Below are 25977 nucleotides of genomic sequence, written 5' to 3'. Positions count from 1 at the left end.
ACCTACTACATCCAGACGGCGGCCTGCTGGCTCTCCCGCGGCCGGGCCAGCGGATGGCCGGCGCCGAGCAGGTTGCCGGTGATGACGCTGCAGATGCGGTACATGGAGATGTCGAAGACGCTGTTGTTCATCGGCGTCTCGATGAGGTAACCGAGCCGTTCGGCGACGATGAAGGTCGCCATCAGCAGACCCCCGACCACCGCGCCGCTGAGGTGCGAACTCGTGGACTCCAGCCGGCTGAACGCCATGATCCCGAAGAACCATGCCAGGCCCTGGATGAACAGGTCGTAGTGGATCGGGACCGGCTCGTTGCGGATCCGCTCCAGCCCGCTCTGCGCGGTGGCGGCCCCGGAGGTGGCGGTCATCAGCAGCACCCGGGCCTGGTGGTCGAGGTGGCCGCCGGCGGACAGGGTCTGGATGTCGGCGGCCTGCCGGTTGAGCAGGTCGACCGCGTCGTCGCCGGCGGGGTCCTCCGGGGTCAGCTCGGGCACCCCGGGCAGCGGCGGGACGCGGCGCATCTCGGCGGCCAGCTGCCAGCAGTACCGGACCTGGCGGCGGCGTATCCGGTCCAGGATCGCGGCGACCTCCGGCGACCCGGAGTCGATGGAGGTCAGCCCGTTGTGCAGGGTGCGGGCGCTGATGATGATGCCGCCCCACAGCGTGCGGGCCTCCCACCAACGGTTGTAGGCGGTGGTGTTGCGGAAACCGATGAACACCGACGCGCCGATACCGAGCACGGACAGCACCGCGGCGGCGTACTCGCTCTGCAGAACGTCGGATACCGGCAACAGCAGGGCGATCACGACCGCGATCGCTAGGAAGGTGTAGCGCAGTTGCCAGAGCACCAGTCCGATCACCCGCACCGGCCCCAGCCGGCCGACGGATCTGATCACTGGAGCGAGCCTACCGGCGGTGGCTCCCCCGGATGGACTCGAACCATCAACCGCCCGATTAACAGTCGGGAGCTCTGCCAGTTGAGCTACAGGGGACCATGCCCGCCTGACGACGGGACGGGGTCAAACTCTAGCGCACCCGGGTCGGCCTGCCCAAAGCCGACCGGACGGGGCGCCGTCCCCACGCGTCAGGCAGGATGGGGTCAGCCACACAGCGGAGGGAGCACCGTGATCGGGTACGTGGCCGTGCTGGCGGCGGGCTATGTGTTGGGCACCAAGGCCGGCCGGGATCGTTACGAACAGATCGTCGGCACCTACCGGACGCTGACCGGCCACCCCGCGACCAAGTCGATGATCGACGCGGGACGGCGCAAGATCGCCGACCGTGTCTCGCCCGACCCGCCCATGGTCACCCTGACCGAGATCGACGGCACGACGACGGTGATCGAACCGGAGCGCGGCGCCTAGGTGCAGCTAGGGGGTGATGCTCTGGTTGATGGTCTGCCCCGGCAGCAGCGGGCCGGTGGTGATGCCCAGGCCGTTGCCGTAACCGGGACCGTAGATACCGCCCTGGGGGGTGCCGATGTAGGTCGGGGTGCCGTTCGAGTAGCCCATGCAGATGCCGTCATCCCGAGAGCCGAACCAGGCCAGGCACTGCCCCTGGGCGGAGTTCGTCGCCGAGGATCCCAGCGCCGCCAGCACCGGCACGCCGAGTGCGGCGACAGCAAGCGCACCCGCCGCGGCGACGCGCCGCCAGTGCTTGTTCGCGTTAGCCATATCTGACCTTTCGCCGTCACGGCCCGGTTCGTTAACCGATGCGTCAACCGCCGGTGGGTCAACCATAGCCTGGCCGCCGCTCATGCGGTGAGGTCGTCTCCGCTGGCCTGCTCGAGCAGGCTGCGCCGGTAGGCCTCCAGCGCGACCAGGTCGCCGAACAGTGCGTGGTAGTCCTCGCCCTGCTCGACCGGCGACATCCGCTGAAGTTTCGACTTGACCTCCGCGATCTGGCGGCCCACCCATACTTCCTGCAGGCGGGCCAGGACCCCCCCGATGTAGCGCGGCAGCCGCTCGTCCTCCTCGACGTTGATCGCCTCCACTCCGAGTTCGCTGACCAGTCCGGCCACCGCCGGGGTCGCGGACTGTTCGCGCACGCTCTCGATCCACTGCGCACCGGCGACGCCCGATGAGGTCCCCCCGGCCGCCTCGATCGCGGTGCGCACGGCGGTGTAGCCCGGGTGGGTGAAACTCTCCGGGGTCAGCGAGTCGAACACCGGCCCGGCCAGCGCCGGGTACTGCAGGGCGGCCTTGAGCGCCTCGCGCTGCGGCCACAGGGTGGGGTCTCGCGGATCGGGTCGCTCGGCGGGACGCCGGACCTCGGCCGGGGCCCGGGCCGCGCCCCGGTCGGCGGTCCGTCCGGCGGCGGGCTTGCGCCCGGCCTCCTGGCGGACCCGGGCGAGCACCTGCGCCACGTCGTCCCAGCCGACCCAGCCGGCCAGCTGGCGGGCGTACTCGTCGCGCAGGGCGGGATCCTTGATCTTGGCGACCATCGGGACGCAGTGCCGCAACGCGGCCACCCGGCCCTCGGCGCTGTCCAGGTCGTAACCGGTCAGCGTGGTGCGGATGGCGAACTCGAACAGCGGCGAGCGCCGCGCCACCAGATCACGCAGCGCGCCGTCGCCGGACTTCAGCCGCAGATCGCACGGGTCCATGCCATCGGAGGCCACCGCCACGAAGCTCTGCCCGGCCAGGTTCTGCTCGCCCGCGAAGGCCTTGAGGGCCGCGGCCTGTCCGGCGGCATCGCCGTCGAAGACGTAGATCAACTCGCCCTTGAAGAACTTGTCGTCCATCATCAGCCGGCGAAGCATCGACAGGTGCTCGTCGCCGAACGCGGTGCCGCAGGAGGCGACCGCGGTGGTGACCCCGGCCAGGTGCATGGCCATCACGTCGGTGTAACCCTCGACGACCACCGCCTGGTGGCCCTTGGCGATGTCTCGCTTGGCCAGGTCGATGCCGAACAGCACCGCCGACTTCTTGTAGAGCACGGTCTCGGGGGTGTTGACGTACTTGGCCTCGATCACGTCGTCGTCGAAGATGCGCCTGGCGCCGAAGCCGACGGTCTCCCCGCTGGCGCCGCGGATCGGCCACAGCAGGCGGCGGTGGAACCGGTCCATCGGCCCGCGCCGGCCTTCCCGGGACAGCCCGGCGGCCTCGAGTTCCTTGAACTCGAATCCCTTGCGGATCAGGTGCTTCGTCAGCGAGTCCCAGCCCGAGGGTGCGAAGCCGCAGCCGAACCGCGCCGCGGCCGCGGCGTCGAAGTTCCGCTCGGTGAGGTATCGGCGGGCCGGTGCGGCCTCGTCGGATTCCAATGCGGCGCAATAGAACTCCTGCGCGGCGGCGTTGGCGGCGATCAGTCTGCTGCGACTGCCGCGGTCGCGCTGCACCCCGGCGCCACCGCCGGTGTAGGAGACGGCGTAGCCGATCCGGTCGGCCAGCACCTCGACGGACTCGACGAAGCTGACGTGTTCGATCTTCTGGATGAACGCGTAGACGTCGCCGCCCTCGCCGCAGCCGAAGCAGTGGAAGTGGCCGTGGTTGGGCCGGACGTGGAAGGACGGGGACTTCTCGTCGTGGAACGGGCAGAGGCCCTTGAGCGAGTCGGCGCCGGCGCGGCGCAACTGGACGTAGTCGCCCACCACGTCCTCGATGCGCACCCGGTCGCGGATCGCGGCGATGTCGCGGTCGGAGATGCGGCCCTTACGGCCTCCCCCGCCACCAACCGCAGCTGTCACGGGGATGAGTCTAGGTCTGCGTCGATGCGTTCCAGCCGGCCCTCGGTGTAGGAGGCGATCTGGTCGGCGACGACCCGCATCCGCGCGGCGTCGTCGGCGGCGGCGCAGTAGGCCGGGACGAGCAGCGGATCCAGCCGCATCGGGGCTCCGTCCAGCAGCCGGTGCGCCACCCGCTGGACGCGTTCGCGCTGTCCGGCCTGCACCGCGAGGTGCCTGGGGTCGGACATGATGAACTGCAGGGCCAGGGTCTTGAGCACCGCGACTTCGGCTCGCACGCTCGCGGGTACCAGCAGTTCGGACTGGTAGCGCACCAGTGGGCCGGGGCCGGATCCGGCACGGGTCTCGGCGATGGCCGCCGAGGCGAACCGCCCGACCAGTTCGCTGGTCAGCTGCTTGAGTGCCACCGACGCCGCCAGGGTGGCGTCGAAGGTGCCGACCGCGGCCACCACCGGAAGCCGGGAGAGCCGGCGGGCAGCGGCCTCCAGTTCGGCGGCGTCGGCGCCGGAGCCGTACACCCTGGTGCCGAGTCCGGCCAGCGCGGCCGCGGCGTCGTCATCGGCCAGCACCCGCAGGTCGATACGGCCCGAGACCACCCCGTCCTCGACGTCGTGCACCGAGTAGGCGACGTCGTCGGCCCAGTCCATCACCTGGGCCTCCAGGCAAGGCCGCCCCGGCGGGGCTCCCGCGCGGACCCATTCGGCGATCGCGGCGTCGTCGGGATAGAAGCCGAACTTCCCCCCCGCCGTCGTGCGCTGCCACGGGTACTTGGTGACGGCGTCCAGCGCGGCGCGGGTCAGGTTGAGCCCGACGCTGCGGGTGCGCGAGGGGTCGAGCACCTTGGGCTCCAGCCGGGTGAGGATCCTGAAGTTCTGGGCGTTCCCCTCGAACCCGCCGCAGCCGGCGGCGAACTCGTCCAGGGCGCGCTCGCCGTTGTGGCCGTAGGGCGGGTGGCCGATGTCGTGGGCCAGACCGGCCAGGTCGACCAGGTCGGGGTCACAGCCCAGCGCCACCGCCATGCCGCGGCCGATCTGGGCGACCTCCAGGGAGTGCGTCAAGCGGGTTCGCGGGGTATCGCTCTCCCGCGGGCCGACCACCTGGGTCTTATCCGCCAGCCGGCGCAGCGCCGCGCAGTGCAGCACCCGGGCCCGGTCGCGGGCGAAGTCGGTGCGGTGCCCGGAGTCGGTCCCCGGCAGCGTGGCGGACTTCGCCGGTTCGGCCACCACCCGTTCGCGGTCGGCCGCCGAGTAGCGGGCGGGCTGATCCGTCTGGGTCGTCGTCACTGGGTCGTCGTCACTGGGTCGTCGTCATTCGTCGTCACCGGGGCACAGTCTGCCAGTACGCCCACAGCTGATAGTGCGTGATGTTTTGCTGGCATCGGGCTCTTCGGATATCGGCGACCACTAGATTGGCGGTCATGCGCCTCGCCCGTCTACTCAGCCTGCTCGCCGCGATCTTCACGGCGGCCCTCCTGTCGGCCCCCTCCGCGGCCGCCGAGCCGCCGTTCCGGCTGCCGGACTACGTGACCGACAACGCCGGCGCGCTCAACGACCGCCAGCTCGCTGAAGTGCAGAAGGCCGTCGACCAGCTCTACAGCGAACGCCGGGTGCGGCTGTGGGTGGTCTTCGTCGAGTCGTTCGCCCCGCAGGGCGCGGTCGGCTGGGCCCAGCAGACCCAGAAGATCAGCGACCTGGGCAGCGAGGACGCGATCCTGGCGGTGGCCACCGACCCCAAGCAGCGTTCCTACGCCTTCCTGGTCTCCCCGGCCGCGGCCGGGGGCAGCTCGACCAAGGTGGACAACCTGCGGCGCGACCGTATCGAGCCGGCGCTGCGCAACAGCGACTGGGCCGGAGCGGCGGTGGCGGCCGCCAACGGGCTGGCCAACCTCAAGGGCTCGCCCGTCGGTGCCGGCTCCGGCGGTGGCGGCGGCGGGTCGCTGATGCCGCTGCTGCTCTTCGGCGGGGTCGGCGTGGTGGGGATCGGCGGGACGATGCTGTTCAGCCGCCGCCGGCGGCGCACGCAGCACGACGCGGCCGTCAGCGCCGCCAAGAGCATCGACCCCACCGATCCCGCCGCGCTGGCGTCGGTGCCGATCGACGCCCTCGACGACCTGTCGAAGTCGATCGTGGTCGAGGTCGACAACGCGGTGCGCACCAGCGCCAACGAACTGGAGCTCGCGGTCGAGGAGTTCGGCGAGCCGCAGACCCGGCCGTTCGCCGCGGCGGTCGACAACGCCCGCGAAACCCTCAAGCAGGCGTTCACCGTGCGCCAGAAGCTCGACGACGGTGTCCCCGAGCCCCTGCCCGAGCGCCGCGAGCTGCTGACCAAGGTGGTGGTCTCGGCGGCGAAGGCCAATACCGAACTGAACAAGCAGAGCGCCGCCTTCCACCAGATGCGGGATCTGGTTTTCAACGCCCCGGAACGGCTCAACGCACTGACCCAGAAGCTGGTCACCGTCACCGCCCGGCTGGATCCGTCAGATCAGAAGCTGGCCCAGCTGCGCACCGAGTTCGACGAGTCCGCGCTGGCGTCGGTGGCCCGCAACGTCAACGCCGCCCGGGAGCGGGTGGGCTTCGCCGATCAGGCGATCACCCGCGGCCGGGAACTGGACGCCAAGCCGGTGGCCGGCGAGGTGAGTGATCTCGTCGACTGCGTTCGCGGTGCGGAATCGGCCCTGCAGCAGGCGAATACGATGCTCGACGCGGTGGACAGCGCGGCCAGCGACATCCGCCGTGCGGTCTCGACGCTGCCCTCGGCGATCGAGGACATCCAGCGCGGAATCAGCCAGGCCTCCGAACAGCTCGCCAAGGGCGGCCTGGCCAAGGCCGCGGAGCTCTCCGCCGCGCGAGACGCCGCGGTCAAGGCGGTCTCGGCCGCGCAGACCAGCGGGGCGGCCGATCCCCTCGGGGCGTTCACCCAGCTGACCCAGGCCGACGCGGACCTGGACCGGCTGCTGGCCACCGCCGCCGAGGAGCGCGAGGCCTCCGAGCGTCTGCAGCGGTCCTACGAGCAGGCGCTGACCACCGCGCAGTCCCGGGTGCGGTCGGTGTCGGACTACATCGACACCCGTCGGGGCAGCATCGGCCCGGAGGCGCGCACCCGGCTCAACGAGGCGGTGCGCCAACTGGAGGCGGCCGAGGCCAAGAGGACCACGGCCGTCGACGAGGCGATCAAGCACGCCAACGGCGCGGCGATGCTGGCCGCCCAGGCCCAGCAGCTGGCCAACGACGACGTGCAGGCCGGCCAGCGCCAGTACCAGTCGACCTACCGCGGCGGCCAGTCCGACATGGGCGCGATGGTCGGCGGCATCATCCTGGGCAACATCCTCACCGGCGGGTTCGGCGGATACGGCGGCGGTTACGGCGGCGGCGGGGGCGGCTGGACGTCGACGACCTACGGCGGCTCACCCGGCGGCGGCGGCGACTGGCTCGGCGGCGGCGGGCGCTTCTAGGGGCAGACACCCGGGGTGCGGACTGGTTCCACCGCGGCAGCGGGACGGCTACACCAGAAGCTTGGCCGCCAGATAGCCGGCAACCGCGTCCAGGCCGACACGCTCCTGGGTCATGGCGTCACGATCTCGAACCGTGACGGCCTGGTCCTCGAGGGTGTCGAAGTCGACGGTCACGCAGAACGGGGTGCCGATCTCATCCTGGCGGCGGTAGCGCCGGCCGATCGCACCGGCGTCGTCGAAGTCGACGTTGAAGTTCCGTCGCAACTCCGCGGCCAGATCGCGCGCCTTCGGGCTGAGCTCCTCATTGCGCGACAGCGGCAGCACCGCCGCCTTCACCGGCGCCAGCCGGGGATCCAGCCGCAGCACCGTGCGCTTGTCCACCCCGCCCTTGGCGTTGGGCGCCTCGTCTTCGGCGTAGGCGTCGACCAGGAACGCCATGAACGAACGGGTGAGTCCCGCTGCGGGTTCGATGACGTAGGGGATGTAGCGGCTGTCGGAGGCCTGGTCGTAGTAGGACAGGTCGACCCCGGAGTGCTGGGAATGCGTCTTGAGGTCGAAGTCGGTGCGGTTGGCGATGCCTTCGAGCTCACCCCACGGGTTGCCCTGGAAGCCGAACAGGTACTCGATGTCGACGGTGCGGTCGGAGTAGTGCGACAGCTTCTCTTTGGGGTGCTCGTAGAGACGCAGGTTGTCCTTTTTGATGCCGAGGTCGACGTACCACTGCAGCCGGGTGTCGATCCAGTACTGGTGCCAGTCCCGGGCGGTGTCGGGCTCGACGAAGAACTCCATCTCCATCTGTTCGAACTCGCGGGTTCGGAAGATGAAGTTGCCGGGGGTGATCTCGTTGCGGAAGCTCTTGCCGATCTGGCCGATGCCGAAGGGCGGCTTGCGGCGCGCGGTGGTCACGACGTTGGCGAAGTTGACGAAGATGCCCTGCGCGGTCTCCGGACGCAGATAGTGCAGCCCCTCCTCGGTCTCGATCGGCCCGAGGTAGGTCTTGAGCATCATGTTGAAATCGCGCGGCTCGGTCCACTGCCCGCGTGCGCCGCAGTCCGGGCAGACGACCTCGGCCATCGGGACCGACTCGGGATCGACCACCACCTTCTCTTTGGCCGCCTTCTTCTCGGCGTAGGCCTCCTGCATGTGGTCCTGGCGGTGGCGCTTGTGGCACTGCAGGCACTCGACCAGCGGATCGTTGAAGACCTCGACGTGACCGGAAGCCACCCACACCTCGCGCGGCAGGATGATCGAGGAGTCCAGGCCGACAACATCGTCGCGGCCGGTCACCATCGCCCGCCACCACTGCCGCTTGATGTTCTCCTTGAGTTCCACCCCCAGCGGGCCGTAGTCCCACGCCGACTTCGTGCCGCCGTAGATCTCCCCGGACTGGTACACCAGGCCGCGACGCTTGGCCAGGTTGACGACGGACTCGATCACGGACGCCACGGCGGGTTGCACTCCTGTCTGCAGACAATTGCCCCAGCCTAGGGGACACCGATCGAGGGCTTTGACATGCGTCGGCGCCCGTGGAATCGTAACTGGAAATGGTTTCCAATAGCGATCAGCGGTCCGCGGGCGGCGGGGTGCGCGCGACGCGTCAGCGCGGCGCGATCGCGGCCCTGCTCGACACCGTCGAGGAGTTCCGCTCCGCCCAGGAACTCCACGACGAGCTGCGCCGGCGCGGCGAGAACATCGGGCTGACCACCGTCTACCGCACACTGCAGACCCTGGCCGGCGCCGGTCTGGTCGACGCGGTGCGCACCGACACCGGCGAGTCGGTCTACCGCCGTTGCGCCGCGCCGCACCACCATCACCACCTGGTCTGCCGCGGATGCGGCGCCGCGGTGGAGGTCAGCGGCCGGGAGGTCGAGGCCTGGGCCGCCGACATCGCTGCCGCCCACGGGTTTTCCGACGTCAGTCATACCATCGAGTTGTTCGGCACCTGTTCGGACTGCGCCTAACCGGCGACCGCGCGGGCCGCCTCGCCTCCCCCGGCCAGCACCATGAGCACCAGCGTCTGCAGGGCGGGCACTCCCAGATCGCCGGCCGGAAAGTTGTAGCGCAGCACCAGATCGGCGCGCCGGCCCGGTTGTTCGCTCAGCATGACGGTGCCGAGCATGGTCCTGCTCGCCTGGGCGGCCACGCGTTCGCGCAACTCGGCGGTCAGCGGCAGGTCCCAGCCCAGGATCGCGGTCAGGGAGACCAGTTCCAGTCCCTCGGCGACCGTCACCAGGCGCAGTGAGGCCACGGTGCCGTCGTGGCGGACGGTCAGCGCGCCGTCGTCCTCGATCCGGACCGGCATGACCTCCCCGAGGGCGTCGGCGAGGCGCATCACGCCCTGCCGAAGCGCCGATTGCGGTTGACGTACTCCTCGCAGGCCGCCCACAGATCGCGGCGGTCGTAGTCCGGCCAGAGCTTGTCCTGGAAGACGAATTCGGCGTAGGCGGCCTGCCAGAGCATGAAGTTGCTCGACCGCTGCTCGCCGGAGGTCCGGATGAACAGGTCGACGTCGGGAATGTCCGGACGGTGCAGATGCTCGGAGATCGTTCGCTCGTCCACCCGCTCGGGATCGAGTCGGCCCGCCGCGGCCTCGCGGGCGATTTCCCTTGCCGCCTCGGCGATTTCGGCGCGCCCACCGTAGTTCACGCAGTAGTTGACGACGATGACGTCGTTGTCGATCGTCATCTCCTCGGCGATGTCGAACTCCTTGATCACGCTACGCCACATCCGCGCCCGCGAGCCGACCCAGCGCATGTTCACGCCCATGATGTCCAGGTTCTCCCGGCGGCGGCGGACCACCTCGCGGTTGAAGCCCATCAGGAACCGCACCTCGTCGGCGCTGCGCCGCCAGTTCTCCGTCGAGAATGCATACACGCTGAGGTTCTTGATGCCGAGTTCGATTGCGCCGCAGGTGACGTCGATGAGGACGGCCTCGCCCATCTTGTGGCCCTCGGTGCGGCTCAGGCCCCGCTGGGTGGCCCACCGGCCGTTGCCGTCCATGACGATCGCGACGTGACGCGGCAACTGGTCGGCCGGGATCGCCGGCGGGACGGCCTTGGAGGTGTGCTGCGGCGGCCGGCGCGGGCCGCCCCCGGGAGGCGCCGGCAGCTCCGGGAACACCACCGGCCAGGTCGAGGTGTCTGGGAAGACCGGGTAGTCCGCGGGCGCGGGGGGCAGCTGGGGGAACTGTTCCCTTCGTCTGCGCTCACCCCCTCGCCAGGAGCTGGCCACCCGTTCCATCGCCATGGGGCTCATCCTGCCTGACGATCGCCGGATCATGGTCAGCGACCTGCGAGTGGACCCGCTCGACCAGTGGCAACGTCCGCAGCTGGCGTTCCAGATGCCACTGCAGATGGGCGGCCACCAGGCCACTGGCCTGCCCGCGGTGGGACGCCGAGGAGGACTCTGCGGCCTCCCAGTCCCCCTCGTAGAGAGCGGCCATCAGGTCCAGGACCGCCTGCGGCGGGGTGGCCGACCCGGACGGACGGCAGTGCATGCACACACTGCCGCCGGCGCCGATGTGGAAGGCGCGGTGCGGGCCGGGCGCGGCGCAGCGGGCACATTCGGTCAGCGAGGGCGCCCAGCCGGCGATTCCCATGGCGCGCAGGAGGTAGGCGTCGAGCACCAGTTCGCGCGGCCTGGTCGCGTCGGCCACCGCTCGCAGCGCCCCGACGGTCAGCCGGTGCAGCGCCGGGGCCGGGGCGTGCTCCTCACCGGCCAGCCGCTCGGCCGTCTCCAGCACCGCGCAGGCGCTGGTGTAGCGGCCGTAGTCGCAGACGATGTCGGTGGCGAAGGCGTCGATCGACACCACCTGGGTGACGATGTCGAGGTTGCGGCCGGGATGCAGCTGCACGTCGATGTGGGCGAACGGCTCCAGCCGGGAACCGAACTTGCTGCGGGTGCGGCGAACCCCCTTGGCGACCGCGCGGACCAGCCCGTGGTCGTGGGTCAGCAGGGTCACGATCCGGTCGGCCTCGCCGAGCTTGTGCTGGCGCAGCACGACCGCCCGATCCCGGTACAGCCGCATCGGACCAGTCTGTCACCGGGGCGGGACAACTCCGGGACTGACACTCGGGCTAGAAACCGAGCCGGCCGAGCAGCTTGGGGTCCTGCTGCCAGTTCTTGGCCACCTTGACCCGCAGGTCCAGGTAGACCTTGGTGCCCAGCAGCTTCTCGATCTGGCGCCGGGCGGTGGTGCCGACCTGTTTCAGCCGGGCCCCGCCCCGGCCTATCACGATGCCCTTCTGGCTGTCCCGCTCGACATAGATCAGCGCGTGCACGTCGATCAGCTCGCCCTGCGCCTCGGTCCGGCCCTCCCGGGGCGCGACCTCGTCGATCACCACGGCCAGCGAGTGCGGCAGCTCGTCGCGGACACCCTCCAGCGCGGCCTCCCGGATGAGCTCGGCCATCAGCACCTCCTCGGGCTCGTCGGTCAGCTCCCCGTCGGGGTAGAACGCCGGCCCGGGCGCAAGCTGGTCGGCCAGCACCCCGATCAGGACGTCGACCTGCTCACCGGTGGCCGCCGACACCGGCACGACCGCCGCGGCGTGTTCGCCCACGAGTTCACTGGCCGCCACCAGTTGCGCGGCGACCCGCTCCCGGCCGACCTTGTCGATCTTGGTGACGACGACCACCAGGACGGTCCCGGGGGCGACCGCGCGGATCTGCTCGTAGATCCAGCGGTCCCCCGGCCCGATCGGCTCGTCGGCGGGGATGCACAGCCCGATCGCGTCCACCTCGGAGTAGGTGTCGCGCACCAGGTCGTTGAGCCGTTTGCCCAGCAGCGTGCGCGGCCGGTGCAGACCGGGTGTGTCGACCAGAACGATCTGGAACTCCGGGCGGTGCACGATGCCCCGGATGGTGTGCCGGGTGGTCTGGGGGCGGTTGGAGGTGATCGCCACCTTGCTGCCCACCAGGGCGTTGGTCAGCGTCGACTTGCCGGTGTTGGGCCGGCCGACCAGGCAGACGAATCCGGACCGGAACGGCTCAGGCACTGTGCGCACCGTCGCCCTCGGCCGGCCGGACCAGGACCGTGCCGATCCGCATCCGGCCGCGCGGGTCGCGTTCTCCCTCGGCGCGCAGCCGCAGACCGTGCGAGACGACCTCCGCACCGGGCAGCGGCACCCGGCCCAGTCTCAGCGCGACCAGCCCGCCGACGGTGTCGATGTCGAGGTCGTCGTCGAACTCGATCTCGTAGAGCTCGCCGAGATCCTCTATCGGCAGTCGTGCGGAGACACGGAACATGCTGTCCCCCAACGGTTCCACCGGTGCCACCTCATCGGTGTCGTACTCGTCGGCGATCTCGCCGACGATCTCCTCCAGGACGTCCTCGATGGTCACCAGTCCGGCGGTGGCACCGTACTCGTCGACCAGCAAGGCGATATGGATCCGATCACGCTGCATCTCCCCGAGCAGGTCGTCGAGCGGTTTGGAGTCCGGAACGAAGACCGCCGGGCGCATCACTTCGGCGACGGTGATGTCACGGGCCGCGCTGGCCGAGTAGTAGGTCCGCCGGACCAGGTCTTTCAGATACACCACGCCCAGGATGTCGTCGACGTCCTCACCGATCACCGGTATGCGGGAGTGGCCGCTGCGAATCGCCAGCGAGGTGGCCTGCGCTGCGCTCTTGTCGCTCTCGATCCAGACCATCTCGGTGCGCGGGACCATCACCTCCCGCGCCGGGGTGTCGCCGAGTTCGAAGACCGACTGGATCATCTTGCGTTCCTCGTCGGCCACCACCCCGCTCTGCCCGGCCATGTCGACCACTTCGCGCAGTTCGATCTCGGAGGCGAACGGCCCGTTGCGGAAACCCCTGCCCGGCGTGAGCGCGTTGCCGAGCAGCACCAGCAACCGGCTGATCGGGGTCAGCAACACCGAAATCGCATGCAGCGGAACGGCGGATGCCAGTGCGATGGGGTAAGCCTGCTGGCGGCCGATGGTGCGCGGGCCCACCCCGACCACGACGAAGCTGATGACGGTCATGACCACGGCCGCGATCAGCAGGGCCGACTTCAGCCCGATCCGGTCGTGCAGGTAGGCCACCACCACCACCGTTGCGGCAGTCTCGCACGCGATCCGCAGCAGCACGACGAGATTGATGTAGCGGGGCCGTTCCCTGACGATACGGCTCAGCCGGACCGCACCCGGACGCTCGTCGCGGACCAACTCGTTGACCCTCGCGATCGACACGGTGCTGATGGCCGCGTCGATCGCCGAGAACAATCCACCCAGCAGCACCAGGACGACCGCGCCGATCAGCGGTCCCAAGCCGGTCAACTGTCGAAGTACCGCGACTTGTCGAGCAGTCGCCGGTCCTTCTCGGCCTGCCGTTCGGAGTGGTAGGCGTCGACCTGGTCGGCGACCCACTCCTCGAGGAGGGTGCGTTGCAGGGCGAACATCTCCTTCTCCTCGTCGGGCTCGGCGTGGTCGTAGCCCAGAAGGTGCAGCACCCCGTGCACGGTCAGCAGCGCCAGTTCCTGGCCGAGGCTGTGGCCGGCTGCGGCGGCCTGGTCGGCGGCGAACTGCGGGCACAGCACGATGTCGCCCAGCATGGACGGTCCCGGCTCCGGCGCGTCGGGACGCCCACCAGGCTCGAGTTCGTCCATCGGGAAGCTCATCACGTCGGTGGGACCGGGCAGGTCCATCCAGCGCATGTGCAGGTCGGCCATCGCCCCCAGGTCGAGCAGGACCATCGACAGTTCGGCGGCCGGGTTGACGTTCATCTTGCGGATGACGAACCGCGCGACGCTGATCAGTTCCTCCTCGGACACGTCGACACCCGACTCGTTGGAGACCTCGATACTCATGGTCGCGCTACCGCGAGGACCGGCGTTGCGCGCGGTTGGGCAGGCCGGCGTCCTCGGCTGCCCGCGCGTAGGCGTCGACGATGTGGGACACCAGCCGGTGGCGCACCACGTCGGCGCTGGTGAGCTCGGCGAAGTGGATGTCGTCGATCCCGTCGAGGATGTCTCGTGCCGCGCGCAGCCCGGACCGCGCGCCGCCGGGCAGGTCGACCTGGGTGATATCGCCTGTCACAACGATTTTCGAGCCGAAGCCCAGCCGGGTGAGGAACATCTTCATCTGCTCGGCAGTGGTGTTCTGCGCCTCGTCGAGAATGATGAAGGAGTCGTTGAGGGTCCGGCCACGCATGTACGCCAATGGCGCCACCTCGATGACGCCCGCGCTCATCAGCTTCGGAATGGCCTCGGCGTCCATCATGTCGTGCAGCGCGTCGTACAGCGGCCGAAGGTAGGGGTCGATCTTCTCGCTGAGCGTGCCGGGCAGAAAGCCAAGGCGCTCACCGGCTTCCACCGCGGGTCGGGTCAGGATGATCCGGGTGACCTGCTTGCCCTGCAGTGCCTGGACGGCCTTGGCCATGGCCAGGTAGGTCTTACCGGTTCCGGCCGGGCCGATGCCGAACACGATGGTGTTGGCGTCGATCGCGTCGACGTAGCGTTTCTGGTTCAGCGTCTTGGGCCGGATGGTCTTGCCGCGCCGAGAGAGGATGTCCAGCGTCAGCACCTCCGCAGGCGAGGTGTTCTCCTCCCCTGCGACCATGGCGACACTGCGCCGCACGGCGTCCGGCGACAGCACCTGACCGCCGGCCACGATCGCGATGAGTTCGGAGATCACCCGTTCGGCCAGGGCCACGTCGGCGGCCGTCCCGGACAGGTTGACGGTGTTGCCGCGGACATGAACCTCCGCCGAGAGTCCGGTCTCCAGCGCGCGCAGATTCTCGTCGGCGGAACCCAGCAGGCCCACGACGAGGTCGGGCGGAACAGTCATGCTGCTGCGTACCTGCGCGGCAGCGCTGGCTTCGCGGGGCGTCACGTGGTCTTCGATGCCTGCTTTCTCGGGTCACCCGCTGTTTGCGGGCGTGTGGGGAGTCTACCGATCCGCCGTCCAGCGAGCGGTCAGAACACCCAATGCGCCCAGCGCCACCGCGGCGGCCGTCGAGGTCCGCAGCACCGTGGGACCCAGCCGGACCGGCACGCCGCCGGCGGCTGACAGGGCGTCGAGTTCGCCGTCGCCGAGCCCGCCCTCGGGCCCGACCACCAGCACAATCGACTCGGCTCGCGCCACCGCGACTTCCGCCAGGGGCCGTCGCGCCGACTCATGCAGCACCAGGACGAGCGTGCCGGGCCGATCCCCGATCATGGCGCACAACCCCGCGGTGGACAGCGGGCCGCTCACCGCCGGGATCCACGCTCGCCGCGACTGCCGGGCCGCCGACCGGGCTACCGCCTGCCATCGACGCAGCCCCTTCTCGGCACGGTCGCCGTCCCAGCGGGCCACGCAGCGCTCGGCCTGCCAGGCGATGAAGTCGTCGGCGCCGGCCTCGGTGGCCAGTTCGACGGCCAGTTCGGAGCGCTCGGATTTGGGGATGGCCTGGACCACCGTCACCGGCGGGCGCGGCCGCTCCGCCGTCCGGCGCGCGGTGACCCGGGCGGTCAGGCCGCGCTTGCCGGCGTCCTGAACGACGCAGTCGGCCAGGGTGCCGGCGCCGTCGGAGAGCACGAGGGTCTCCCCCGGCCGGATCCGGCGCACAGTGGCGGCGTGGAAGCCCTCGTCGCCCTCGACGGCGGCGATGCCGCCCACGGGCGGGATCGTCTCCGCGTAGAACAGGGTTGGCGCCAACGTGCGATTCCGGTGGCTGTTCAGCGGCCGGTGAAGGTTTCCCGCAGTCGGCTGAACAGCCCGCCCCCGGATTGCGGCGCAGCGGCGCGGGTGGGCTTGACCGCCGGCTGCTCGGTGCTGCGGTTCTTGACCTCGGTGAGCAGTTCCCGGCTGCGCGCGTCCAGTTTGGCCGGCACGCTCACCTCGATGTGGGCGTGCAGGTCGCCGCGGGCCTCCGAACGCAACCGGGGCATGCCCCGGCCCCGCAGCGTCGTCACCGCGCCGGGCTGGGTGCCGGCCGCGACGACGATCTCGATGGGCCCGTCGATGATCCCCTCGACGGTCACGGCGGTGCCCAGCGCCGCGTCGACCATCGGCACCGCGACCGTGCAGTGCAGGTCATCGCCGTCACGGATGAACACGTCGTGCGGGCGTTCGTGGACTTCCACGTACAGGTCCCCGGCCGGGCCCCCGCCGGGTCCGACCTCGCCCTGGGCCGCCAGTCGCACCCGCATGCCGTCGGCGACGCCGACCGGGATCTTCACGCTGATCTCGCGGCGCGACCGCACCCGGCCGTCCCCGCCGCAGCGGTGACACGGGTCGGTGATGACGTCGCCGATTCCCCCGCAGGTGGGGCACTGCCGAGAGGTCATCACCTGGCCGAGCAACGAGCGCTGGACGCTCTGGACCTCCCCGCGGCCGCCGCAGATGTCGCAGGTGACCGGGGTGGAGTTGCCGTGGGTGCCCTTGCCCTGGCACAGATCGCACAGCACGGCGGTGTCGACGGTGACCCCCTTGGTGACGCCGGTGGCGCACTCCTCCAGGGTCAGCCGCATCCGCAGCAGCGAGTCCGACCCGGGCCGGACCCGGCCGATCGGCCCGCGCGACCCGCCGCCCCCGCCGAAGAACGCCTCGAAGACGTCGCCGAGGCCGCCGAATCCGGCGAACCCGTTGCCCATCCCGGCTGTGGCCAATGGGTCGCCGCCGAGGTCGACGATGCGCCGCTTCTCGGGATCGGAGAGCACCTCGTAGGCAATGCTGATCTCGGTGAACCGCTCGCCCTCGGCGGGGTTGACGTCGGGGTGCAGTTCGCGGGCCAGCCTGCGGTAGGCGCGTTTGATCTCCGCGTCGCCGGCGCCCCGGCTCACCCCGAGCAGGCCGTAGTAGTCGCGTGCCACGCCTGAACCTCTTCCTGCACCTCTGTCGCTGACTGTCAGCCCGCGCGGTTGCCCAGCACCTCACCGATGTACAGCGCAACGGCGGCGACGTTGGCCATGGTCCCGGGATAGTCCATCCGGGTGGGCCCCACCACACCCATCCCGCCGTAGACCGTTCCGGCACTGCCGTATGTGGTGGTGACCACCGACGTGCCGACCATCTGTTCGGCCTCGGTCTCATGGCCGATGCGCACTGTCACCTTACCGGCCTCCTGTTGGGCGGCCAGCAGGCGAAGGACCACGACCTGCTCCTCGAGCGCCTCCAGGACCGACCGCAGCGATCCGCCGAAGTCGGCGGTGTTGCGGGTCAGATTGGCGGTGCCGCCCATCAACAGGCGCTCCTCGGGGTGTTCGACCAGCGATTCCAGCAGCACCGTCGCCGAACGCCCCACCGCGTTCGCCAGCTTGCCGTTCGGCCCGGACGGGGTGTTGAGCCGGCCGGCCAGCTCGGCGACCGCGACCGAGGCCGCCGAGAGCCTCTTGCCCTCCAGCGCCTGGGCCAGCAGATCGCGGAGCTGACCGAGCTGGTGGTCGTCGATGGTGTCGCCGAGTTCGACGATGCGCTGGTCGACCCGGCCGGAGTCGGTGATGACGACCATCAGCAGCCGGGCCGGGGTCAGCGCGACCACCTCGAGGTGCCGCACGGTCGACGCCGACAACGTCGGGTACTGCACGACGGCGACCTGCCGGGTGAGCTGGGAGAGCAGCCGCACCGCACGGCGCAGCACGTCGTCGAGGTCGACACCGGTCTCCAGGAAGGACAGGATGGCCCGCCGCTCCGAGGCGGACAACGGTTTGACCTCGTGGATCCGGTTGACGAACTCGCGGTAGCCCTTCTCGGTGGGCACCCGCCCGGAACTGGTGTGCGGCTGGGCGATGTATCCCTCCGCCTCCAGCACCGCCATGTCGTTGCGGACCGTGGCGCTGGACACCCCGAGGTTGTGCCGCTCGACCAGCGCCTTGGAACCGATCGGCTCCTTGGTGGAGACGAAATCGGCGACGATGGCCCGCAGCACCTCGAAGCGACGATCATCGGCACTTCCCACCGGCTCACCTCCTCGGGTCCGCCGCCATTTTACGGGTTTTGACGGCGCCGATTAGCAGGTCAGCCGGGCGAGTGCCAGAGGCGTCAGTCCAGCGCGATCAGCGGGGGCAGGTGCCCCCGGCCGTAGCCGGGCAACCAGGGCGAGGCGAACACCCCGGCGGAGATCCCGCGCGGTGTCGGCTTGGCATGCAGCGACGAGTGGCCCTGCTTCTGGCAGAGGTTCGCCCCGCCGCTCTGCCGGCAGCTCGGCGGGTTGGAAGTCGCACCGGCGGCGGGCGCGGTCGCGACGGCCGCCGCAACCATGACCGAGACCAGCGAGGCGGCAAGGCGGGCTGTGATGGTCATCATCGGATCCCTTCCGTGTCGGGAGCTCCACGGGCGGTTGATGTTTCGCCCGTGGGGCCCATGACTCCACGGTAGAGATACCGGAATTACAAATCACGAAGTTCATAGCGCATACACACGTTTGCGCCCGGCGGCGCTCAGCCCCGGTCGATCGGCGGCGGCAGGTTGGCGACCACCGGGAAGGGCCCGGTGTGGCCGATCCGCTCGGCGGCGATGGCCGCCACCTGCTTACGCACCAGGAACCACCCGCCGATCAGGGCCGGGACCACCACCGCCAGGCTGGCGACGGTCCAGGTGCCGATCGGGTAGTTGAACGCCATCAGGACCAGCACCCCGAGCAGGAAGGCCAGCGTGAGGTAGCCGGTGTAGGGCGAACCCCACATCCGGAAGGACGGCCGGACCATCCGGCCCTGCTGCGACCACCGGTACAGCTGGATCTGGCAGATGATGATGGTCGCCCAGGACGACAGGATGCCCAGCGATGCGACGTTGAGCACGATCTCGAAGGCCTTCTCCGGCACCACCCCGTTGAGCAGCACTCCGAGCAGCCCGATGGAGGCGGTCAGGCAGATCCCGCCGTAGGGCACGCCCCGCCGGGACATCACACCGGTGAACCTCGGCGCGCTTCCGTTCATCGCCATGGAGCGCAGGATGCGTCCGGTCGAGTACAGCCCCGCGTTGAGGCTGGAGAAGGCCGCGGTCAGCACGACGATGTTCATCATGGTTCCGCCGCCCTCGATCCCGATCTTGCCGAAGAACGTCACGAACGGGCTTTCCGACGCCGAGTAGTCGGTGTAGGGCAGCAGCAGCGCGAGCAGGAACAGCGAGCCGACGTAGAACAGCGCGATGCGGGCAATGACCGAGTTGATGGCACGCGGCATGACCTTCTCCGGCTCCTCGGTCTCACCTGCCGCGGTCCCGACGAGTTCGACTGCGGCATAGGCGAAGACGACCCCTGAGGTCACGACGACCAGCGGGAGCAGACCGACCGGGAAGAAGCCGCCGTGGTCGGCCACCACACTCAATCCGGTCGGCTGGCCGTCAATCTTGTAGCGACCCGCGAGGAAGATCGTTCCCGCGACCAGGAAGGTGAACAGGGCGGCGACTTTGATCAGCGCCGCCCAGAACTCGAACTCTCCGAACAACGCCACCGACACCATGTTCATCGCGAACACCAGGGCCAGTGCCGCCAGCGCGATCACCCACTGCGGGACGGCGTTGAACGCCGACCAGAACTTGAAGTAGGTGGCGATCGCGGTCGAATCGACGATCGTCGTCATCGCCCAGTTCAGGAAGTACATCCACCCCGCGACGTAGGCCGCCTTCTCCCCCAGGAACTCCCGGGCGTAGGAGACGAACGACCCCGACGACGGGCGGTGCAGGACAAGTTCGCCCATGGCCCGCAGGATCAGGAACACGAACACCCCGCAGAACGCGTAGGCCAGGAACAGTCCCGGACCGGCGCTGGCCAGCCGTCCGCCCGCGCCGAGGAACAGGCCCGTCCCGATGGCGCCGCCGATGGCGATCATCTGCAACTGCCGCGGCTTGAGGGCCTTGTGGTAGCCGGCATCCTCGCTGTCGAGGGCGACGGGTCCGGTGGCCTGCCGGGGCTCGGCGGTCATGAACCCGAGCCTTCGGACGCGTCGTGTGGCGGCGCGGGCATGTCGCGGAAGGTGAAGACGAAGCCGAAGACCGCGATGGCCGCCGCCACGGCGTAACCCAGGACCGAATACCAGCCCACCCGCAGGTACGCCGTCACCGCGACGATCGCCATCGCGAGGAACACCATCGACATCCCGATGAGCGGCGTCTTGGCCTTGAAATCAATCAGACGCATGGGCCTGACCCCCTGTCGGACAGAACCCTGCCAGTAAACACCGGTGTTCGACCGATTCCGGGTCAAGCGGCAAATATTTATTCTCGCGGTAACACGCGCAGCTCGCCGGTGGCGACGCCGGGCCGGTCCCCGCCGGCCTCCGCCGCCGGCAGCCGGACGGTGAAGACCGTGCGCCCGGGCACCGATTCCGCAGACACCGTCCCGGCGTGTGCCTCCACGATCGACGCAACGATCGCCAAACCCAGCCCGCTGGAACCCATCTCACGCGATCGCGCCTTGTCTGCGCGCACGAACCGGCCGAACAGGTGCGGCAGGATGGCAGCCGGGATGCCCGGCCCGTCGTCAGTGATGGTCACTTCCACTGCGGATGGCGTTCCCCGCGGACCCGCGACGGCGGCGGTGACGGTGACCCCCTCGGGAGTGTGGATGCGCGCGTTGGTGAGCAGGTTGGCCACCACCTGCTGCAGCCGGACCCGGTCGCCGCGCACCCAGACCGGGTGTTCGGGAAGGTCGGCGACGAAGCGGTGGTCGGGAGCGCTGACGGCGGCGTCGTTGACGGCATCGGCCACCAGGTCGCAGACGTCGACCGACTCCAGATGCAGGTCCTGTCCCTCGTCGAGCCTGGAGAGCAGCAGCAGATCGGCGACCAGCGTCGACATCCGCCGCGACTCGGCCTCGATGCGATCCAGCGCGTAGTCGGTCATCGGCGGGATCATCTCGCTCTCCTGGCGGGTCAGTTCGGCGTAGCCCAGGATCGCGGCCAGCGGAGTGCGTAGCTCGTGGCTGGCGTCGCTGAGGAACTGCTTCATGTGCCGGTCGGACTCGGCCATCCGGGTCAGTGCCGAGTCGACGTTGTCCAGCATCTGGTTCAGGGTGTGCCCGACGACGCCGACTTCGGTCTCGGGATCGGTGTCGCGTTCGCCGACGCGGGCGGTGATCCGGTATTCGTCGGCTTCCAGGGGCAGCGTCGCCACGTGTTCGGCAATCGCGGCGACGCGGTGCAGGGGCCGCAGCGCCCGGCGCACCAGGGCGACGGTGCTCAGCGCCGCCGCCAGCAGGGCTGCCGCCGCCAGGACCACCACGAGCAGCGAGTTGCGGGCCAGCGTGCGGTTGGCATCCTCCAGCGATACTCCGGATACCAGGCGCTCTCCTCCTCCGAGGTCGCGGCTGACGACGCGGTGCGGACCCAGTTCGGCCAGCCGCACCGTCTTCGGACCGCCGTCGCGCCAGTCGATCGTCTCCAGCGACCGCAGCACATCGGCCGACGCGGGATCGGGTTCGGCCCCGCCGTAGACCGCGCTGAACTCGGCGGCGCCGTCGCGCAGCACCGCGACCACCGTGCCGCGCACCTCTCCGGGATAGCTGCCCAGACCGGCGCCGGCGGGCGGGCTTATCCGGTCGGCCTTGGTGTACCAGTACTCGAAGGCCGCCAGCGCGTTGGCCGCCTGACTGTTGGACAGGCTGACCACTTCGTCGCGCAGGGTCAGCACGGCCACCGCCCCGACCCCAATCACCGCCGCGCTGACGATTACCGAGACGCCGATCGCCAAACGCCGGCGCAGATTCATTGCGGAGGTCGCAGCATATAGCCCACTCCCCGAACGGTATGGATCATCGGCTCACGGCCGGAGTCGATCTTGCGGCGCAGATAAGAGATGTAGAGATCTACGACGCTGGACTTCCCGCCGAAACCGTAATTCCATACCCTGTCGAGGATTTCGGCCCGGTTGATGGCGCGCCGCGGGTTGCGCATCAGGTAGCGCAGCAACTCGAACTCGGTCACCGTCAGCGCGATCGGTTCGCCGCCGCGAGTGACCTCGTGGCTGGCGCCGTCGAGCACCAGATCACCGACGGTGAGCACCTCGTCCTCGGGGGCGGCCATCGCTTTGGACCGCCGAAGCAGGCCGCGCAACCGGGCGACCAGTTCCTCGAGGCTGAACGGCTTGATCAGGTAGTCGTCGGCGCCCGCGGTCAGTCCGGTGACGCGGTCCAGCACCGAGTCACGTGCGGTCAGGAACAGCACCGGGGTGTAGACCTGCGACTCACGGATCGACTTCAGGATCGCGAACCCGTCGATGTCGGGCAGCATGATGTCGAGCACCAGCAGATCCGGGCCGAACTCGGCGAACTTGGCCAGCGCCTCCTGCCCGTCGCGGGCCACCTCTATCTGCCAGCCCTCGTAGTGCAGAGCCATCTTGAGCAGGTTGGTCAAGGCAGGCTCGTCGTCGACGAGCAGTACCCGGATCGGGGATCCGTCGGTCCGGGTGATGCGCGGAAGCTTGCCGAGGATGGCGGGGCGCTGGCGTGGGGTCCGGGGTGAAACCATCACAGTCATACGATAATTGTCTGTATCCCATCGGCGTGTGTCATGGACGCCATATGAGTTTCATATCTTTCCGATTCGGAGTTGTCCCGGAATTCGGTATGGATTCTCTATGCGTGCGCGGCTGCGGCTTGGCGGCCCCATAGGCAATCCCTAACCTCGGTTGCATGGCCGAAACTGCGATCGCTCGCGAACCCCTCCAAGGCGACATCCGTTCCGCCCGAACGGAACTGGTGTCGAACATCCTGCGATACGACGTGCCGGCTTCGCTGGTGGTGTTCCTGGTCGCACTACCTCTGTCGCTGGGCATCGCGGTGGCCTCCGGCGCCCCGCCACTGGCCGGCCTGATCGCCGCCATCATCGGCGGAGTGGTGGCCGGGACACTGGGCGGGTCCCCGCTGCAGGTGAGCGGACCGGCCGCCGGGCTGACCGTCGTCGTGGCGGCGCTGATCGGCGAGTTCGGCTGGAAGGTGACCTGCGCGATCACCGTGTTCGCCGGGCTGCTGCAGATCCTCTTCGGGCTGACCCGCCTGGGACGAGCGGCGCTGGCCATCTCACCGATGGTGGTGCACGCCATGCTGGCCGGCATCGGCATCACCATCGCCCTGCAGCAGGTTCACGTGATCCTCGGCGGCGAGACGCACAGTTCGGCATGGCACAACATCGCGGCTCTGCCGGCGCACCTCTCCGAGGCCAACCCGGCCGGGATCGCACTCGGCGGGCTGGTGGTGGCGATCCTGGTGGCCTGGCGGCGGGCGCCGGCGGTGTTGCGCCGGATTCCCGGACCCCTGGTCGCCATCGTCGTCGCCAGCGTGATCCCGCTGCTGACCGCGATCGACGTGCCGAAGATCACCTTGAACGGGTCACTGGTGCAGGCATTGCACCTGCCTGCCCTGCCGGACGGGAATTGGGGCGGATTCGCCGCCGGGGTGCTCACCGTCGCCTTGATCGCGAGCGTGGAAAGCCTGCTGACGGCGGTGGCCGTCGACCGCATGCACAACGGTGCCCGCAGCAACCTCGATCGCGAACTGGTCGGACAGGGGGCGGCGAACATGGTCTCCGGCGCGGTCGGGGGGCTGCCGATCACCGGCGTCATCGTGCGCAGTTCGGCGAACGTGTCCGCCGGCGCGCGAACCCGCGCATCGAGCATCCTGCACGGCGTGTGGGTGCTGGTGTTCGCCCTTCCGTTCGCGGGGCTGGCCGAACAGATCCCCACCGCCGCGCTGGCCGGGCTGCTGGTGGTGATCGGCGTGCAGCTGGTGAAGATCACCCACATCCAGACCGCGCGCCGGACCGGCGACATCTGGATCTATCTGGTCACGGTGTGCGGGGTGGTCTTCCTCAACCTGCTCAACGGCGTGCTGCTGGGGCTCGCGACGTCGATGCTGCTCACGGTGTGGCGCCTGGCGCACACGGTGGTGACGGCCGACCCGACCGGCCCCGGCCAATGGCGGGTCGCGATCTCAGGGACCTGCACCTTCCTGTCGCTGCCGCGGCTGCACCGGGCGCTGGATCCGATCCCGCCCGGGACGCGCGTGCACCTGGTCATGTCGGTGGGCTTCGTCGACCACGCCGCCCGGGAGTTCCTGGAGGCCTGGCAGCGCCAGCACCAGGCCCGCGGCGGGACGGTGTCCCTGCAGGGCGCCAACTGTTCCTGCGGGAATGCCGTCTCCCAGCGGAACTATGAAGTTGAACTCGCTAATTCTATGACTCCTCTATGAGGTTCGTGACCGGCGTTCGGTAGCTGCATACGATTAGGGCACAAGGGCGGAAAGAGTCGAAATCATCACCGCGGGTGAGGGTTTCGGCAACGCCACAACTGAAAGGACCGAGGAAATGACCACCAGGATCTTCGCACCACTCCTTCTGGCCGGCGCCGCGGCGGCGGCCGTCGCCTTCGCCCCGACGGCAGCCGCGGGATCCTCCGCGGACTGCAACGACAACGGCCCCGCCGCGGTGTGCACGAGGCCGGGCCACGCGGCGATCTACGCCGAACCCGCGCAGCGGATGCAGGGCTACTCCATCGCCCCCGGCGTGTTGAACCCGTTCGGGAGCGGCCCGATGCCCCCGTTGCTCGCCATTGGCTAGTTTCCCTCCCCCGAGAAAGGGCCGCGAGGGGCCTCGGACTCCGAGGCTCCTCGCGGCCCGCCCGCTTTGCCCATCCCCCGGTGCGGAACCAGGTCAGTCGTCGAGCAGGTCACGGACCACCGCATCGGCCAGCAGCCGCCCGGAGTCGGTCAGCACCAGCCGGTCATCCGCCTCACGCAGCAGCCCGCCGGCAACCGCCCGGGCCGCTCGCCGGAGTTCGGCCTCGCTCAGCGCCGCAGCGGGCAGCCCGCGCCGCAACCGGACTCCCAACAGCACCTCCTCGACGTGTCTGTCGCGGGCGGACAACCGCTCGAATCCGGCGACCGGGAGTGCACCCCGCTGCGCCATCTCGGCATAGGCATTGGGGTGCTTGACATTCCACCACCGGACGTCGCCGACGAAGCCGTGCGCGCCGGGGCCTGCGCCCCACCACTGGCCGCCGCCCCAGTAGCCCTCGTTGTGGCGGCACTGTCCCCCAGGCCGGCTCCAGTTGGACACCTCGTACCAGTCCAGCCCGGCCTCGGTGAGCCGATCGTCGACGAGCCGGTAGCGATGGGCCAGAACGTCATCGTCGGGGGCGTCGATCTCACCGCGGCGTACTCGTCGCGCCATCGCGGTGCCATCCTCGACGACCAGCGCGTAGGCCGAGACGTGGTCCACACCGGCGCCGAGCGCGGCCTGTATCGACGCCAGAACGTCGTCGTCGGACTCCCCCGGAGAGCCGTAGATCAGGTCGAGATTGACGTGGTCGAAACCGGCGGCCAGCGCCTCCCGCGCGGCGGCCACCGCCCGCCCCGGCGAGTGGGTGCGGTCCAGCATGGCGAGTACCCGCGGCGAGGCGGACTGCATGCCCAGCGAGACCCGGGTGTAGCCGGCCGCGCGGACGGCGTCGAAGAACCCCGGCGAGGTCGACTCCGGGTTGGCCTCGGTGGTGACTTCGGCGTCGGGCGCCAGCGCGAAGTTCGCCCGGATGGCGTCGATCACACCGGCCAGCCGCTGTGCGCCCACCAGCGAGGGGGTGCCCCCGCCGACGAAGACGGTGTCGACCCGCACCGGGCCCACCGCCGCGGCCGCCAGCCGCAGTTCGGCGCACAGCGCGCTCAGCCAGCCGTCCGGGTCGGTGCCGCCCAGTTCAGCGGGTGTATAGGTGTTGAAGTCGCAGTAGCCGCAACGGGTGGCACAGAACGGTACGTGCACGTAGATGCCGAAGGCCGTGCCCGGCGTCAGGTCGAGCCCGGGCAGTTCCATGCCGTCGAGTTTCGCAGAGCCGGGTTGCGCTCAACCTGAGCGGAAGTTCGGGCCGGTTGGGAACTCGGTGCCCGTCGTGGCAGAATCGGGCACATGTCCGCCCCGACGTCCCCGATGCGCGCTGTTGC

The 25977-nt window shown here is 69.8% G+C and carries 26 protein-coding genes and 1 tRNA gene; 5 read left to right on the top strand and 22 right to left on the bottom strand.

Annotated elements, in window-relative coordinates; genetic code table 11:
* Window positions 1-5: 5 nt before the first annotated feature.
* The gene (locus tag ACKOQ4_RS14410) at window positions 6-893 is read right to left on the bottom strand and encodes a bestrophin family protein (protein ID WP_526292986.1); all 888 of its coding nucleotides are present in this window, start codon (window positions 891-893) and stop codon (window positions 6-8) included.
* 20 nt (window positions 894-913) lie between these two features.
* Window positions 914-989: transfer RNA gene (locus tag ACKOQ4_RS14405), tRNA-Asn, on the bottom strand.
* Window positions 990-1121: 132 nt separating this feature from the next.
* Here ACKOQ4_RS14405 and ACKOQ4_RS14400 point away from each other — a divergent pair.
* A complete protein-coding gene (locus ACKOQ4_RS14400; RefSeq protein WP_526292984.1) occupies window positions 1122-1361 on the top strand; it encodes a hypothetical protein in 240 nt (79 codons plus the stop codon).
* A gap of 6 nt (window positions 1362-1367) precedes the next feature.
* Here ACKOQ4_RS14400 and ACKOQ4_RS14395 read toward each other — a convergent pair whose 3' ends face one another.
* The 3 genes from ACKOQ4_RS14395 to ACKOQ4_RS14385 form a co-directional block, all read right to left on the bottom strand.
* Window positions 1368-1670: a DUF7155 family protein gene (locus ACKOQ4_RS14395; RefSeq protein ID WP_526292982.1), complete on the bottom strand. Its 303-nt coding sequence runs from the start codon at window positions 1668-1670 to the stop codon at window positions 1368-1370.
* An 80-nt stretch (window positions 1671-1750) separates the two neighbouring features.
* Window positions 1751-3682 (bottom strand): DNA primase, encoded by a 1932-nt coding sequence (dnaG, locus tag ACKOQ4_RS14390; protein WP_526292980.1) that lies wholly within the window; start codon window positions 3680-3682, stop codon window positions 1751-1753.
* Window positions 3679-4962, bottom strand: a complete 1284-nt coding sequence (locus ACKOQ4_RS14385; RefSeq protein ID WP_526292978.1) for a deoxyguanosinetriphosphate triphosphohydrolase — start codon at window positions 4960-4962, stop codon at window positions 3679-3681. The genes dnaG and ACKOQ4_RS14385 overlap by 4 nt, the downstream gene beginning before the upstream one ends.
* Window positions 4963-5096: 134 nt before the next feature.
* Between ACKOQ4_RS14385 and ACKOQ4_RS14380 the strand changes: the two genes are divergently transcribed.
* Window positions 5097-7130, top strand: coding sequence for a TPM domain-containing protein (locus tag ACKOQ4_RS14380; RefSeq protein ID WP_526292976.1), 2034 nt, complete (start codon window positions 5097-5099; stop codon window positions 7128-7130).
* Between the two features lie 48 nt (window positions 7131-7178).
* Here ACKOQ4_RS14380 and ACKOQ4_RS14375 read toward each other — a convergent pair whose 3' ends face one another.
* Window positions 7179-8576, bottom strand: a complete 1398-nt coding sequence (locus tag ACKOQ4_RS14375; RefSeq protein WP_526292974.1) for a glycine--tRNA ligase — start codon at window positions 8574-8576, stop codon at window positions 7179-7181.
* 98 nt (window positions 8577-8674) lie between these two features.
* Between ACKOQ4_RS14375 and ACKOQ4_RS14370 the strand changes: the two genes are divergently transcribed.
* Window positions 8675-9091 carry a Fur family transcriptional regulator gene (locus tag ACKOQ4_RS14370; RefSeq protein ID WP_526292972.1) on the top strand — a complete coding sequence of 139 codons (417 nt, stop codon included), beginning with the start codon at window positions 8675-8677 and terminating at the stop codon, window positions 9089-9091.
* Here the strand turns inward: ACKOQ4_RS14370 and ACKOQ4_RS14365 are convergent.
* The 15 genes from ACKOQ4_RS14365 to ACKOQ4_RS14295 all read right to left on the bottom strand — a co-directional run bounded on the left by ACKOQ4_RS14365 (window position 9088) and on the right by ACKOQ4_RS14295 (window position 22525).
* Window positions 9088-9462, bottom strand: a complete 375-nt coding sequence (locus ACKOQ4_RS14365; protein WP_526292970.1) for a hypothetical protein — start codon at window positions 9460-9462, stop codon at window positions 9088-9090. The genes ACKOQ4_RS14370 and ACKOQ4_RS14365 overlap by 4 nt on opposite strands.
* Window positions 9462-10370: a decaprenyl diphosphate synthase gene (locus ACKOQ4_RS14360; protein ID WP_526293010.1), complete on the bottom strand. Its 909-nt coding sequence runs from the start codon at window positions 10368-10370 to the stop codon at window positions 9462-9464. The genes ACKOQ4_RS14365 and ACKOQ4_RS14360 overlap by 1 nt, the downstream gene beginning before the upstream one ends.
* A complete protein-coding gene (recO, locus tag ACKOQ4_RS14355; RefSeq protein WP_526292968.1) occupies window positions 10336-11157 on the bottom strand; it encodes a DNA repair protein RecO in 822 nt (273 codons plus the stop codon). Before recO ends, ACKOQ4_RS14360 begins: the two co-directional genes overlap by 35 nt.
* A gap of 49 nt (window positions 11158-11206) precedes the next feature.
* Window positions 11207-12124: a GTPase Era gene (gene era, locus ACKOQ4_RS14350; RefSeq protein WP_526292966.1), complete on the bottom strand. Its 918-nt coding sequence runs from the start codon at window positions 12122-12124 to the stop codon at window positions 11207-11209.
* Complete coding sequence (locus ACKOQ4_RS14345) at window positions 12117-13406, bottom strand: CNNM domain-containing protein (protein ID WP_526292964.1); 1290 nt, start codon at window positions 13404-13406, stop codon at window positions 12117-12119. Before ACKOQ4_RS14345 ends, era begins: the two co-directional genes overlap by 8 nt.
* On the bottom strand, window positions 13403-13936 hold the full coding sequence (gene ybeY / locus ACKOQ4_RS14340; protein WP_526292962.1) for an rRNA maturation RNase YbeY: 534 nt from the start codon (window positions 13934-13936) through the stop codon (window positions 13403-13405). Before ybeY ends, ACKOQ4_RS14345 begins: the two co-directional genes overlap by 4 nt.
* A gap of 7 nt (window positions 13937-13943) precedes the next feature.
* Complete coding sequence (locus ACKOQ4_RS14335) at window positions 13944-14915, bottom strand: PhoH family protein (protein ID WP_526292960.1); 972 nt, start codon at window positions 14913-14915, stop codon at window positions 13944-13946.
* 102 nt (window positions 14916-15017) lie between these two features.
* Window positions 15018-15767 carry a 16S rRNA (uracil(1498)-N(3))-methyltransferase gene (locus ACKOQ4_RS14330; RefSeq protein ID WP_526292958.1) on the bottom strand — a complete coding sequence of 250 codons (750 nt, stop codon included), beginning with the start codon at window positions 15765-15767 and terminating at the stop codon, window positions 15018-15020.
* A 20-nt stretch (window positions 15768-15787) separates the two neighbouring features.
* A complete protein-coding gene (dnaJ, locus tag ACKOQ4_RS14325) occupies window positions 15788-16924 on the bottom strand; it encodes a molecular chaperone DnaJ (protein WP_526292956.1) in 1137 nt (378 codons plus the stop codon).
* A 35-nt stretch (window positions 16925-16959) separates the two neighbouring features.
* Window positions 16960-18009 (bottom strand): heat-inducible transcriptional repressor HrcA, encoded by a 1050-nt coding sequence (gene hrcA, locus ACKOQ4_RS14320; RefSeq protein WP_526292954.1) that lies wholly within the window; start codon window positions 18007-18009, stop codon window positions 16960-16962.
* 83 nt (window positions 18010-18092) lie between these two features.
* The gene (locus tag ACKOQ4_RS14315) at window positions 18093-18353 is read right to left on the bottom strand and encodes a hypothetical protein (protein ID WP_526292952.1); all 261 of its coding nucleotides are present in this window, start codon (window positions 18351-18353) and stop codon (window positions 18093-18095) included.
* Window positions 18354-18490: 137 nt separating this feature from the next.
* Window positions 18491-19975, bottom strand: coding sequence for an amino acid permease (locus tag ACKOQ4_RS14310; RefSeq protein WP_526292950.1), 1485 nt, complete (start codon window positions 19973-19975; stop codon window positions 18491-18493).
* The gene (locus tag ACKOQ4_RS14305; protein ID WP_526292948.1) at window positions 19972-20190 is read right to left on the bottom strand and encodes a hypothetical protein; all 219 of its coding nucleotides are present in this window, start codon (window positions 20188-20190) and stop codon (window positions 19972-19974) included. The genes ACKOQ4_RS14310 and ACKOQ4_RS14305 overlap by 4 nt, the downstream gene beginning before the upstream one ends.
* Before the next feature lie 77 nt (window positions 20191-20267).
* Window positions 20268-21758, bottom strand: a complete 1491-nt coding sequence (locus ACKOQ4_RS14300) for a sensor histidine kinase (protein WP_526292946.1) — start codon at window positions 21756-21758, stop codon at window positions 20268-20270.
* Window positions 21755-22525: a response regulator transcription factor gene (locus tag ACKOQ4_RS14295; protein ID WP_526292944.1), complete on the bottom strand. Its 771-nt coding sequence runs from the start codon at window positions 22523-22525 to the stop codon at window positions 21755-21757. Before ACKOQ4_RS14295 ends, ACKOQ4_RS14300 begins: the two co-directional genes overlap by 4 nt.
* Window positions 22526-22680: 155 nt before the next feature.
* Between ACKOQ4_RS14295 and ACKOQ4_RS14290 the strand changes: the two genes are divergently transcribed.
* Entirely contained in the window at window positions 22681-24234 is a 1554-nt protein-coding gene (locus tag ACKOQ4_RS14290) for a SulP family inorganic anion transporter (RefSeq protein WP_526292942.1), read from the top strand.
* Between the two features lie 115 nt (window positions 24235-24349).
* Window positions 24350-24601 carry a hypothetical protein gene (locus ACKOQ4_RS14285; protein WP_526292940.1) on the top strand — a complete coding sequence of 84 codons (252 nt, stop codon included), beginning with the start codon at window positions 24350-24352 and terminating at the stop codon, window positions 24599-24601.
* Between the two features lie 93 nt (window positions 24602-24694).
* Here the strand turns inward: ACKOQ4_RS14285 and hemW are convergent, their stop codons facing one another.
* Window positions 24695-25849 (bottom strand): radical SAM family heme chaperone HemW, encoded by a 1155-nt coding sequence (hemW, locus tag ACKOQ4_RS14280; RefSeq protein WP_526292938.1) that lies wholly within the window; start codon window positions 25847-25849, stop codon window positions 24695-24697.
* Between the last annotated feature and the right edge of the window lie 128 nt (window positions 25850-25977).

Source organism: Mycobacterium sp. (assembly GCF_046095365.1).
Lineage (GTDB): Bacteria > Actinomycetota > Actinomycetes > Mycobacteriales > Mycobacteriaceae > Mycobacterium.
The sequence above is the reverse complement of the archived record's forward strand: the minus strand, read 5'-3'. Positions and strand labels throughout refer to the sequence as shown.